This window comes from Sandarakinorhabdus glacialis (assembly GCF_014643455.1).
Lineage (GTDB): Bacteria > Pseudomonadota > Alphaproteobacteria > Sphingomonadales > Sphingomonadaceae > Sandarakinorhabdus > Sandarakinorhabdus glacialis.
On the sequence record NZ_BMJM01000015.1, the window covers coordinates 40,956 to 52,812 of the forward strand.

The following is an 11,857-nucleotide window of genomic DNA, read 5'->3' on the forward strand; positions in this document are numbered from 1 at the left end:
GGCGGGATAGGCAAGTTCCCGCTGCCTCGGTGGTGCACCGAATAGCCGGCGCAAGGCAGTAGAATCGGCCCGGGTCCTGGTCTAGAGATTCGGGCATGATCGTTGTCTGTCCAAACTGCGGCGCGCGTTATCGGTTGTCGGACGCAGCGATCGCCAAGGGCGGCCGCCTGCGCTGTGCGGCGTGCGATCACCGCTGGGTTCCAGAGGCCGAGGTGGAGGCGCCGGTACCCGTCGTTGCGCCGAGACCGCCGGTGCCCGAGCATGACGAGGAGGCGGCGTTTGCCGCGGTCCAGGAGCAGATGCGGGCGCGGTGGGATACGCCGGCGGCGGCGTCATCGGTGGTAAACGGGCTGGTTGGCGAGGCCGCGGCGGCGCCGGTGGCGAGCTGGGCGGCGGTCCGCGACAGCGAGGATGCGGCGGAGCCCGAGGTTTTCGAGGCACGTGCCGCGCCCTGGGTGCTGAAGACGGTGGCGGCGGTGATTGCCGGGGCGGCGTTGATGGTCGCGGCGGCGGGACTGTGGATCGGGCAGTTCGGCGGTGTTGCGGGGTTCGATACCGCGGCGCTGCCGTTCGATGTCAATGCGGTGCCGGCGGCGGCGGAATTGCTGTCGCGGACGGCGCCGGTGCCGGCCCTGGTGGTTTCGGTGCGCGGCGAGACCAACCGGTTGCCGTCGGGCAAGCGGGTGCTCGAGGTGATGGGCAGCGTGCGAAACGACGGCAAGACGGTGGCGGTGGTGCCGCCGCTGCTGGCGACGCTGTCGGGGCCGGAGGGGACGGCGCTGCGCTGGACGATTGCGGTGCCGGCGCGGGCGCTGCCGCCGGGGGGCGAAGTCGGGTTTGCCAGCAATGTGACGGGGTTTCCGGCTGGGGCGACGACGTTGGCGGTAAGGGCGGGGCGATAGGGGTTGGTTTGCGGCGCGGAGAAGAAACTGAGTCCCGGACCAGGCCCGGGATGACAGGTTGTTTTGGCTTCTTTCGGAAGCGCGTTCGCTGCGCTCCCTTCGCAGGTGCAAAAGCTTCATGCCTTGGCGACCGAGCACAGATGACGCGGCGCGGCAGACGTGCGACGTGGAACGGGCCTAGCCGCAAGACTGGTGGCATGGATCTTCCGTTTTCCGGAAGCGGGCACGGCTATGCCCATCACGGTCGTGATCACCCCGGCAGCCGATGGCGAACGCTGGACGCGCAGTTTCGCCGGCCGAACTTTCACGTCCAGTCTCAGTGCCGGAAGAGGCCGCGAAGATTATCTGCTGATCGAACGATTTGAGGCGGTAAGCATAGCCTTGGGGCTTGTCGTCGAGGGGGATCGACTACGTCTGATACCAAGGCGATGGAAGCTGTTCGGACTATCGATGCCGGCGGTGCTGATCCCACGTGGCGACAGCTTCGAGAGCGAAGAGGACGGCCGCTTCTGCTTCGATGTGTCGATCGTGCTCCCCGTCATCGGTCTGGTTGTCGCCTACAGGGGGACATTGGGGATGGTTGAATGACTAATATCAACGAACCGGGCCCAACTGCTCGAATGTAGCGTTCAGGGATCAACGCTCGGATAGCTTCGATCCGCCATGACGTCATCGGAAACGGTGATGTCAGCATATCGGATCTAAATGCGAGGTTCGATCCAGGCTCGCAAATGCCGTCGATGCTCTCACCCGTCGCGGCGGCGAAACTGATGTCATGGATACCCGTCTGCTGGCATCGGCGACGCAGAAAAGCCCGGTCTCGCTACGCCTCCGGCCGCAAACTCTGAGACACTTGATTTAATGGTGCACCCGACAGGATTCGAACCTGTGACCCCTGCCTTCGGAGTGCAGGGCAATGGGCCATCTAGATACATTGGTGAACAAAGAAAGTCTTTGGTTTCAACATTTAATGTGTTGCGCCATTCGTCGTTGTCCCTCATTGTATTTCATACGCATTACATACGGACGTGGTTAGGGTTGGCAATGGACCTGAGTAAAGTTGGCGAGCGTGAAAAGCTGAAGGCGAAGCAGGAGCCGTATTGGCAGCGCTTACGGACGGGCTGCTATCTGGGCTTTCGCCCGTCCAAGCGCGGCGGCAAGGGAACATGGATCGCGCGTGCCTATGACGAGGACGCTGGCAAGTATCGGGTCAAGTCAATTGGCGATTACGGTACCTTGGCAGGCAATGAGATGTTCGCAGCGGCGAAACGTGACGCAGAGGCACTGGCTGTGCTGGTCGAAGCAGGCGGCGAAGTTCGCACCAAGATCGAAACCGTTGCAGATGCTTGCCGGGAATATGCCAAGACGCGCCCCGAAGCTGAAAAGCGGTTTCGGCGCTACGTTTACAGCGACCCGGTTGCTAAGGTGAAGCTTGCCAAGGTGCGGCGGCGGCACCTGAAGGAATGGCGCGATCGGCTGGAGGCGCAACCAGCGCTGGTTACGCGCAACAAAGCTGGCGATAAGCGCACTCGGCAGCGCGCGCTTTCTACCGTGAATCGGGATATGGCCGTCTTTCGTGCGGCGCTCGGCAAGGTGCTTTCGCCGGGCGCGCCTAACAGCGAAGCAGCATGGCAGGAGGCGCTACAAGCCCACAGGAACGCCGATGGAAGGCGCACATTGTATCTGGACCGCGAACAACGCAGGGCGCTTGTGGGGGCCATTGTCGACGAGGCAGCGCCGTTTGCGCGAGCCATGTGCCTATTGCCCTTGCGCCCCGGCGCATTGGCGGCGCTACTTGCTGGTGACTTCGACAAGCGCACTGCAGAATTGACCATAGGGAAAGACAAGACGGGCAAGCCCCGGCGAATCCAGTTGCCAGGCGAGGCGGCAAAGCTGTTCACGATGCAGATAGCGAACAAGTTGCCGACAGCTCCCCTGTTCATGCGGAACAATGGCAAGGCTTGGGACAAGAGTAGCTGGAAGCTGCCGATCGGCGCTGCCGTCATCTCCGCCGGCCTGCCCAGTGGAGCCAGTGCCTATACGCTGCGGCATTCGACCATAACCGACCTAGTAAGCGCCGGGTTGCCGTTGCTGACTATCGCGCAAATATCCGGAACAAGTGCGGAGATGATCGAACGGCATTACGGGCACCTCGCCAGTAGCGCTGCCACAGAGGCGCTAGGGACTCTGGCGCTGTAACTGCACGAGTGGTCCAAACCTGACGGCTGGTTCCCATCCCGACAAGTTTGCAGAGGACGGGAACTGGGACTTCGTTGCCGTTCCTCGCGGGGCCGCTGAATGTCGGCTTCCGCCCAATGTCGGTCGGTCAGCGCAGAATTTCGCTTTCCTGAAACCGGCCGTCGGCTGAGCGATGGCTTTTCGACCTGAGCTGGCCGGTAGCCGACCATCCGCTACAGCGCTTGTGACGAGCGCGCGTCCGGTCAGCTACGCTACCGGCAGAACCTACACCATGTCCCGGGACACGACCCATGACCGCGGTAAATGCTTTCCCAAAAGCCTGCATTCCCTCCATTATTAATGCCGGTGTTCAGCCCGTTACGGCCCTTGCGGAATATCACGGCCCTCCGGATAGCCGCCGCCAGCACAGTGGCCTGTGGGTCGATCACATCCCATCATTCCAAGATCACCGCCGAGCCTGTCTGACCTTTCAGGTGGCTGCAGGCCTGCCCGTTGTGCATCTTCGCGGGTACTGTTAGGCCAACCGCATGTGGCGTGTTCTTCCTCTTCTCCTCCTAATCGGTGCGGCACCGACAGGTTGGCGAGTACCTGACCCTGCCCAGTTGCTTGTAATTGACACCAACCGCGGCCGCATTGTGATTGAGATGGAGCCTCGCGTGGCGCCCCGCGCAGTGGAGCGCGTCAGCCTGTTGGCACGAAAAGGCACCTACGACGGACTGCTGTTTCATCGCGTGATCGATAACGTCCTGGTGCAAACCGGCAACCCGAACAACAAAGACGGCGGCGGCAGCGAGCTGCCTGACCTGAAGCCCGAGTTCTGGGTCCCCGATCCGCTCACGACCAAGGTTACCTGGGTGCGCACTACAAACGACGGATCAGATGGAGCGATCGGGTCCCTGCCCGTGGCCAAAGGCACCGACCAATTCATGCCCGCTTGGGTCGCGCATTGCACCGGCATCGTAGCGATGGGTCGTCAAAGAGACCCGAACACGGCCAATAGCGAAATCTACATCATGCGAGGTTCCGCTAGAGGCCTCGACCATGACTACACCGTATTTGGGCGTGTATTGGCTGGGCAGGCTGCGGTCGACGCACTGGCTGTCGGAGAACCACCAGTAAAGCCGGACCGGATGATTCGGGTACGCATCGCCGCCGACCTACTGGCGGCAGATCGGCCACGGCTCGAGATCATGGACGTTAAAAGCCGGGAATATAGCACGTTCGCTTTAGCCCGGGGTCGCACGTTCGGGCCTCGGCTTTCGATATGCGATATGTTGCCGCCGGCTCGGTCTTTGAATTAGCCATAGGAGTTGGCGACAAACATGCCGAGGCAGGTGGGTGAAGCTCGCCCTCAATGGCCGCCGGCAGGGTAAATGGCGCCCGCGCGGCCAAACCCTCAAGGTATGCAATAAGGCGAAAGCACACTTGAGTAATTTTAGCTGAACGAGCGTCGCTCACGGGTGCCACGAACACTATGCGACCGCCCGAGATGGGCGGGCAGCCGTCGCCCGCGATGCTCGGTCGAACGTCAGCTTCTCGGGTCGCTGATCCAAAAGCCGACAGGCAGGAATCCACCACTAGCGGTCATTCAGCGATGATCGGGCGAACGACCGAATTTGGGTCGGAAGCGGCCGATCGCCCCAATAGCCCGTGCGTGCCAGATTTTCGGAGCGTTGCGGGTTTGAGATATCGTTCGGAATCGCCAGCGCGGGCCCGTACCGCTCGCTCTGCTGTCACCGCGCCAGGAGGTCGATCAGCGCTGTGTCGATGAACGTCGCATCCGCCGGGTTCAGCCCGCCGCCGGCCATATGGCCCCAAATGGAGGGAATGATACGCAGCTCTGCATCTGGCATACGCGCCACTTCGATTTCGCTGTCCTCGGGCGGGAAATACAGGTCAGTCCGGCACGGCATGACGATCGCCTTTGCCTTGATGGCGGCGAGCGCCTGATGGAAATCGCCGTCATAGTGCGTGTTGGCACTGATGTCGGCGCCTTGCCAGGTAGACAGCATCGCGAGCAGGTCGTTGGCGTCCTTGGATAGGAAATGCGGCTCCCAAGCATGGGTGAGAAAGGCTTCAAGCGAGGGCAGGCCGAGCACCTGCATGTCGAGCCGTTCGCGGAACCAAGCCTGCGACCAGGCCCAGCCGGCATAGACTCGGGCAAAGGCGCGCAGCCCCGTGACAGGCGGCGCCGCATAATGGCCGCCGGCCCAAGCGGCATCAGCGGTAAGTGCTGCCTTGATACCCTCAAGGAAAAGGAAATTGTGCCGTGACGTACGCGCAGAGCCGCAAAAGGGGGCGATGCGCTCGACCATGTCAGGATAGAGCGCGCCCCAATGGAACGCCTGTTGCGCCCCCATCGAATGGCCAGTGACCAACGCAAGCCGGGTGATGCCGAGTACTTCGGTGACAAGCCGGTGCTGCAGCCGGATATTGTCGAGCATGGTAACCGCCGGGAAATCCATCGAAGCCATACCCGGCGGCGGACAGGAGGGGGAAGTGGACACGCCGTTGCCGAGCAGGTTGGGGACAATGATGCAGTATTTTTCGGGATCGAGCGCGCGGCCCGGTCCGATGTTCCAGGCATTGTCATCATGGGTGCCCGCATAATGGCTAGGGTAGACGATGCCATTGTCCCGCGCGGCGTTCAGCGTGCCGTGAACGGCGTAGGCGAGCCGGACGCCGGGCAGGACAGTACCCGACTGTAGCAGCGTGTCACCGGCTTCGTAATATTGGGGGTGCATCGATGGCCTCGCAGCGGTTGAAGGGCGCGATGTTGCACGGCCGGGGTGTGGCGGAAAGTGGCGATTTCACGCAAGGGTGCGATGGGATAGGGAACGCATTCTAGCAGGGGGAAAGCAGATGGACAGAGCGGCGATGATCGAACTTTCGGCAACCGCAGCAGTGGCGGCAATGCGGGCTGGCGAAATGTCGGCGCTGGACTATGCCGAGGCGCTGCTGGCGCGCTGCGCGGCGGGCGCCGGGCTCAACGCCTTCATCACGCTCGATCCCGAGGCGGTGCGCACGGCGGCGCGGACGGCGGATGCGCACCGTGCGGCGGGTGGCGTGTTGGGCCCACTGCACGGCCTACCGATCCCGGTGAAGGACAGCGTCAACACCGCCGGCATCCAAACGACGGTGGGGACCAGGGCGCTGCGCGGCTGGATTCCGGCGCGCGATGCCACCACCATCGCCCGGCTGAAGGCGGCAGGGGCGATCGTGCTCGGCAAGACCAATATCCACGAACTGTCGTTCGGCTGGACCAGCAGCAATCTCGAATTTGGTGCTGTGCGCAATCCTTATGATCCCTCACGCATCCCCGGCGGTTCATCGGGCGGCACCGCTGCGGCGATCGCGGCGCGGATGGCACCGCTTGGGGTGGCGGAGGATACGCAAGGCTCGATACGTGTGCCGGCGGCGCTGTGCGGCATCACAGGCTTTCGTCCCACGACGGGCCGCTACCCGACCGACGGCACCGCGCCGATCACCGCGCTGTTCGACCAGATCGGGTCGCACGCACGCTGCGTTGCCGACCTCGCGCTGTTCGATGCGGTGGTGAGCGGTGAGGAGGCGCCGATCGAACCGGCAACACTCTCAGGCCTGCGCATCGGCATCGATCGCAATTTCTTCTTTGCCGGCATCGATGCCGAAGTGGCGGCGCTGGTCGAAGCGGCGCTGACTCGGCTTGCTGCTGCGGGGGCGGTTATCGTCGAGGCGCCGGTGCCGGGGCTGGACGGGGTCGTGCCGGTAGCAATGGCGATTCAAGTGCACGATGTGGTGCCAGCGCTGGAGCGCTATCTCGCCGATTCGGGCGCGCCCGTTGATTTCAAAGCGATGTTTGCCGGGGTCAGCGCCGATGTGGCGGATGTGTTCGCCCAGGTTGCGCTGCGCGGAGCGCCGGCGGCAATTACCGAGGATGTCTATGCCGCCGCCCGCGACGCGGCACGCCCGGCGCTGCAGCGGGCAATGGCGGCCTGGTTCGCGGACCAGCGTATCGACGTCATGCTGCTGCCGGCGACGATGGTGGCGGCAACGCCGGTTGGGGACGTAGGCAATGTCGATATCGGTGGCACGTCGGTGCCCTTCGCCACCGCCATCGCCCGCAACATAACGCCGGGCAGCACGTTGGGCCTGCCGGGACTTGTGCTGCCGTGCGGGTTGACGCCGGGCGGCCTGCCGGTTGCAATCGAGCTCGACGGACCAGCGGGCGGCGACCGCCGGCTACTGGCAATTGGCATGGCGGTGGAGGCGGTGCTCGGTCCGCTGCCGGCGCCGGTACTCCGCGGCTAACTATCAATCTGGCATGGGCTAGTGCCCCGGTTTCTTGTCCGCGGACGCAGAGCAAGGCTCGAGCCTTGCGCGCGACCTGAGCGACGTCAACATTTGCTGTCCATTTGCGTGTGCGGTTACAAGGGTCCTGCCGACGCGCCGGCTGCGCACTGTCCTCACGCGGTGCAGCCTGTTTCAGCGGCTTCCGCGGCAGGCCCAGCAACTAGGCGACACGAGCGCAGCGATTGTGCGCCAAATGGCAGAAAAGGCTTTTAATCCGCCCTGACTACCACGGCGCACAACTCTGTGGATACCGCTTCCCTGTCGCTCGGACTGTTCACAAAACTGCACCGCGTCGATACTGCGGGTTTGATCGTCAGTCTTGCGCGTCAGAGAAACCGTGACAGCACAAAGCCGGCGATGCCGATGTGCGACAGGGTGATGACGACTGACAGGCAGTGCAACAGTCTGAACTGCAATTTAGCTCCAGCGTCGGTCGCACGGTTGATGGCGGGCATGAGCAACTGGCGGGTAGGTAAGGTCGTTGCAGCGATGACCAGCATCAGCCCGGCAGCGAGCGCGTCCGGCCGATACAGAAGCACCGCAGCCAACGCAGCTGTGCCGATGACGAACAGGTAGAAATGTGGAAACGCGCGGCGAATGGTGGGCCCGGCAACTGCGGCCGGCAAGGCATCGAACAGGAAAGCCGCGAAGCCAAACGAATACAGTACCATGCCGCCGAACAGCAGCGACGTAACAAGAAGTGCGGCGATCAACTTGGAAACTTTCGGGGAGCAGGGCGAAGCCGGGCGATGCAGATCAATGCACTAGTGGCCTCCCGCCCGCCATCAGACACGTCGGCGCGCACCGTTAGAGACGGCGGGATTGATCGATGATAGCTTGGGCGATGGCGGTGCCGCTTAGCCAGGCCGCCTCAACACGTGCGCCAAGGCACCAGTCACCGCCGACAAATAATGTCGCATCGTTGCTGCATAGGAACGGCGCGCCGAGCGGCGCAATCGTTTGGGCATAGCGCCAGCGATGCGCAGAGGCATACACCGCCGACTGCGGCGCAACACCAATGACCTCCGCCAGCATCGGCAACATTCGAGCGGCAATGATCTCGGGCGTTTCTTCCAGATGCCGCTCGCTCCATTCTGCGCCAGCCTGCGCCACCCATGTCGTGAAAACGCCGGCCCGGCCGGGCTTGGTGCTATTCTGGGCTATCCAGGCCAGCGGGTGATCGTCGGATACGCGCGAAACAAAGGGTCGGGGCGCATCGCCCGGCAAGGCGGCCATCAGCGTCAGGCAGGGCGCCATGGCGATCTTGGCGATGCGCGAGTGCAGGGCATGGTCAGTGCCCAGAAGTGCTGCGGCCTGTGGGGCCGGCACAGTGATGACCAGATGGTGCGACTGGACGCGCATTTGGCTTAGATCCAGCTCCCAACCACCCTGCACGGCCCGCATGGCGGTGACTTCCTTGCCCAGCTGGACATCAAGACCATTTGCCAGACTGCGCGGCAGGCTCGACATACCGGGTACGCCGACGAGGTGCGGTTCGGCCGCGCCATCACACCAAACTGCGGAAGCAGAGCCAAGACCCTGAAGTGCCGCAGCAAAAGCCCGGTCGCGCGCCGTCAGATACTGGGCACCGTGATCGAAACCGATCGCACCATCCGGTAGCATGACGCGCCGCGTCGCTATGCGCCCGCCGATGCCCCGCCCCTTGTCGAGCACCAGCGGCGTGTATCCATCGCGAACTAAGCGCTGGGCACAGGCCAGCCCGGTGATGCCGGCGCCGACAATAGTGATTTTGCAGTCCATCACTGCTCATGACCTGCTTGTGACCCAGAATCTAGACACTCGATGGCCGCAGTGACGCTCGTTTTGCGCCATGGCGCATTGGCGACCATATCCTGCGCCTGTATCGCAAGGTCCTGCTTCATCCGGTCACTAACCGCCCAAACAACGACACGGCGGCTATGCAGATCGAGGATCATCGCAAGACAAAGCTAGCTTTGTGACGACCAGATACGGCATTCGAGTAAGCGCCGGGTTGCCGTTGATGACTATCGCGCAAATTTCTGGAATAAGTGCGGAGATGATCGAACGGCATTACGGGCAACTCGCCAGTAGCGCTGCCACAGAGGCGCTAGGGACTCTGGCGTTGTAACTGCACGGCACGGGCTGAGTTTCGCATGTTCCGATAATATCTTGGGTCAGGACCTACTTATCGCGCCTTTAACCAGACTTTGCCCGACCTCTGGATGGTCAGCAGAGCGGAAAACGGCGAAATCCCAATATTGGCTTTGCCGGTGCGCGCCACCGCATCAATCTGGGCGTAATACCAGTATACTACGGCAAAGCCTTCGAGCGCGCGCGACATTTTCAGCCCGCTAAGAAACGCCAGCCAAGGCGGCAAGAGGCGCAGCGTGTTTTCCCAGCGGTCAAGCGCGTCCGCGCCCGAGAGCAACTTGGCGGGGCCTGCCGTATCGACACAAAGCGGGCGGCCAAGGCCAATGACGTCAGCCGCGCCTTGCGCCAGCGCAGTATTCATCGCGTGGCGGGTGCGAAAGCCTCCGGTAACCATCAGCGGCATAGTGAGCGAGGCGCGCATCGTCTTGGCAAAATCGACGAAATAGGCCTCGCGCGTCGCGGTCGACGCCGTTTGCAGGGGTGCGTCGGGGGCTTCCATACCGGCATGGTCCATCATCGCGGGCTGTTCATACGACCCGCCTGAAATTTCAAGCAGATCGACCCCCGCCGTCTGCAACCAGCCCGCCACGATCAGGCTGTCTTCAAAGGCAAAGCCGCCTTTTTGAAAATCGGCCGAATTGAGCTTTACGCCGATAGGGAACGCTGACCCCACCCCGGCCCGGACCCGCGCGACTATGGCCATCAGCATGCGCGCGCGGTTTTCGAGGCTACCGCCCCATTGGTCGGTGCGCTGGTTGGCGCGGGGACTGAGGAATTGCGAAAGCAAGTAGCCGTGCGCGGCGTGGATTTGTACGCCTGTATAGCCGGTGTCTTTCGCCACTTCCGCGGCTACGCCAAAGCGTTCAATAAGATCTAGTATTTCCGCATCTGTCAGAGCTACCGGCAGGCCAAACTGCTTGCCTGGCAGACCCACGGCTATCGCTGACGGCGCTTTGGGATGCGGGTTGACTGAGACTTGCGTCTGGCGCCCGGCATGGCTGATCTGCATCCAAATGTGCCCGCCTGCGCGGGTGCCCGCATGCGCCATCGCACGTAGGCCAGTGCGCGCGGCTTCGTCTTGCGCACCCGCGATGATCACATTGCCCGGCCGTTCGAGGTGGTCGCGGTCAATCTGCACGTTGCCGGTGATCAGCAGGCCCGCGCCGCCTTCGGCCCACAAGCCATAAAGTCGCGCCAATTCTGCCGTCGCGCGCCCTTGCGGATCAGCCAGCCCCTCGGTCATCGCCGCCTTGGCCAACCGATTGGGCAGAACCGCCCCACACGGAAGGGTAAGGCTGTCGGCGATATTAAGCGTTGGGGTCGGCAAGGGTTTGGTCATGTGCAACGCTCCGCAAGGTCAGGTTTTAGGCCATACTGGCACCGAGGGCGCGTGCGAAACAAGCCGTTAAAGGCATGGCCTGGGCCGGCATGACAGTTATGGCCGTGTTTCGTGCGGCGCTCGCTAAGATGCTTTCGCCGGGCGCGCCTAAAAGCGAAGCAGCATGGCAGGAGGCGCTACAAGCCCACAGGAACGCCGATGGCAGGCGCACGCTGTATCTGGATCGCGAACAACGTAGGGCGCTGGTGGGGACCATTAACGACGAGGCAGCGCCGTTTGCGCTCGCTATGTGCCTATTGCCTTTACGCCCCGGCGCATTGGCAGCGCTGCTTGCTGCTGACTTTGACAAGCGCACGTTTGAATTGACCATAGGGAAAGACAAAAATGGCAAACCTCGGCGCATCCAGTTGCCAGCCGAGGCCGGAAAGCTGTTCACGGCGCAGATTGCAAACAAGCTGCCGACAGCGCCCTTGTTTATGCGCAACAATGGCAAGGCTTGGGACAGGAATAGTTGGAAGAAGCCGATCGGCGATGCCGCCATCTTTGCCGGCCTGCCCCATGGAGCTAGTGCCTATACATTTCGGCATTCAACCATAACCGACCTTGTAAGCGCCGGGTTGCCGTTACTGACTATCGCGCAAATCTCTGGAACAAGTGCGGAGATGATCGAACGGCATTACGGGCACCTCGCCAGCAATGCTGCGACGGAGGCGCTAGGGACACTGGCGCTGTGACGGCACTAGTGATCCAAACCTGACGCTTGATTTCTTGATTTCCATCTTGACGGGTTTGCAGATGACGGGAACTGAGACTTTGCGGTCATTCATCTGAGGGCCGCTGGACGTCTGCGTACGCCTACGGTGAAGGCCGCCTTGCCTGGTTTGACGGGTGCCGCGAGGTAGCACCGGTGCAAGCACTGGTGTTTGCACTGATGTTAGCGACGGTGCGATGG

The 11,857-nt window shown here is 62.6% G+C and carries 10 protein-coding genes and 1 pseudogene; 6 read left to right on the top strand and 5 right to left on the bottom strand.

What is annotated here, in order from left to right; all coding sequences use genetic code 11:
* The first annotated feature begins 95 nt into the window (after positions 1–95).
* The 4 genes and pseudogenes from IEW98_RS14945 (at position 96) to IEW98_RS14960 (ending at position 4,402) form a co-directional block, all read left to right on the top strand.
* Positions 96–902 (top strand): zinc-ribbon domain-containing protein, encoded by an 807-nt coding sequence (locus IEW98_RS14945; RefSeq protein ID WP_188764140.1) that lies wholly within the window; start codon positions 96–98, stop codon positions 900–902.
* A 156-nt stretch (positions 903–1,058) separates the two neighbouring features.
* A pseudogene (locus IEW98_RS14950) lies at positions 1,059–1,490 on the top strand (DUF4166 domain-containing protein); the annotation flags it as partial.
* Between the two features lie 456 nt (positions 1,491–1,946).
* Positions 1,947–3,101: a tyrosine-type recombinase/integrase gene (locus IEW98_RS14955; RefSeq protein WP_308785510.1), complete on the top strand. Its 1,155-nt coding sequence runs from the start codon at positions 1,947–1,949 to the stop codon at positions 3,099–3,101.
* Positions 3,102–3,703: 602 nt separating this feature from the next.
* Positions 3,704–4,402: a peptidylprolyl isomerase gene (locus tag IEW98_RS14960; RefSeq protein WP_188764144.1), complete on the top strand. Its 699-nt coding sequence runs from the start codon at positions 3,704–3,706 to the stop codon at positions 4,400–4,402.
* Between the two features lie 432 nt (positions 4,403–4,834).
* On the opposite strand, the gene IEW98_RS14965 is transcribed toward IEW98_RS14960, so the two are convergent.
* Positions 4,835–5,845 carry an alpha/beta fold hydrolase gene (locus IEW98_RS14965; RefSeq protein WP_188764146.1) on the bottom strand — a complete coding sequence of 337 codons (1,011 nt, stop codon included), beginning with the start codon at positions 5,843–5,845 and terminating at the stop codon, positions 4,835–4,837.
* Between the two features lie 118 nt (positions 5,846–5,963).
* Between IEW98_RS14965 and IEW98_RS14970 the strand changes: the two genes are divergently transcribed.
* Positions 5,964–7,391, top strand: coding sequence for an amidase family protein (locus IEW98_RS14970; RefSeq protein ID WP_188764148.1), 1,428 nt, complete (start codon positions 5,964–5,966; stop codon positions 7,389–7,391).
* 368 nt (positions 7,392–7,759) lie between these two features.
* Here IEW98_RS14970 and IEW98_RS14975 read toward each other — a convergent pair whose 3' ends face one another.
* The 4 genes from IEW98_RS14975 to IEW98_RS14990 all read right to left on the bottom strand — a co-directional run bounded on the left by IEW98_RS14975 (position 7,760) and on the right by IEW98_RS14990 (position 10,905).
* Entirely contained in the window at positions 7,760–8,146 is a 387-nt protein-coding gene (locus tag IEW98_RS14975) for a DUF4149 domain-containing protein (protein WP_243450807.1), read from the bottom strand.
* 94 nt (positions 8,147–8,240) lie between these two features.
* Entirely contained in the window at positions 8,241–9,194 is a 954-nt protein-coding gene (locus tag IEW98_RS14980) for an NAD(P)/FAD-dependent oxidoreductase (protein WP_188764150.1), read from the bottom strand.
* Positions 9,194–9,370: a hypothetical protein gene (locus tag IEW98_RS16955; protein WP_207792592.1), complete on the bottom strand. Its 177-nt coding sequence runs from the start codon at positions 9,368–9,370 to the stop codon at positions 9,194–9,196. The genes IEW98_RS14980 and IEW98_RS16955 overlap by 1 nt, the downstream gene beginning before the upstream one ends.
* Positions 9,371–9,600: 230 nt before the next feature.
* Positions 9,601–10,905, bottom strand: coding sequence for an NADH:flavin oxidoreductase/NADH oxidase family protein (locus IEW98_RS14990; RefSeq protein WP_188764151.1), 1,305 nt, complete (start codon positions 10,903–10,905; stop codon positions 9,601–9,603).
* 89 nt (positions 10,906–10,994) lie between these two features.
* Between IEW98_RS14990 and IEW98_RS14995 the strand changes: the two genes are divergently transcribed.
* On the top strand, positions 10,995–11,639 hold the full coding sequence (locus tag IEW98_RS14995) for a tyrosine-type recombinase/integrase (protein WP_243450808.1): 645 nt from the start codon (positions 10,995–10,997) through the stop codon (positions 11,637–11,639).
* Positions 11,640–11,857 lie beyond the last annotated feature (218 nt).

Coding starts and splice junctions, on each gene's coding strand:
- IEW98_RS14945 (WP_188764140.1), top strand. CDS start 96: ATGATCGTTGTCTGTCCAAACTGCGGCGCGCGTTATCGGTTGTCGGAC.
- IEW98_RS14955 (WP_308785510.1), top strand. CDS start 1,947: ATGGACCTGAGTAAAGTTGGCGAGCGTGAAAAGCTGAAGGCGAAGCAG.
- IEW98_RS14965 (WP_188764146.1), bottom strand. CDS start 5,845: ATGCACCCCCAATATTACGAAGCCGGTGACACGCTGCTACAGTCGGGT.
- IEW98_RS14970 (WP_188764148.1), top strand. CDS start 5,964: ATGGACAGAGCGGCGATGATCGAACTTTCGGCAACCGCAGCAGTGGCG.
- IEW98_RS14980 (WP_188764150.1), bottom strand. CDS start 9,194: ATGGACTGCAAAATCACTATTGTCGGCGCCGGCATCACCGGGCTGGCC.
- IEW98_RS16955 (WP_207792592.1), bottom strand. CDS start 9,370: ATGATCCTCGATCTGCATAGCCGCCGTGTCGTTGTTTGGGCGGTTAGT.
- IEW98_RS14990 (WP_188764151.1), bottom strand. CDS start 10,905: ATGACCAAACCCTTGCCGACCCCAACGCTTAATATCGCCGACAGCCTT.
- IEW98_RS14995 (WP_243450808.1), top strand. CDS start 10,995: ATGACAGTTATGGCCGTGTTTCGTGCGGCGCTCGCTAAGATGCTTTCG.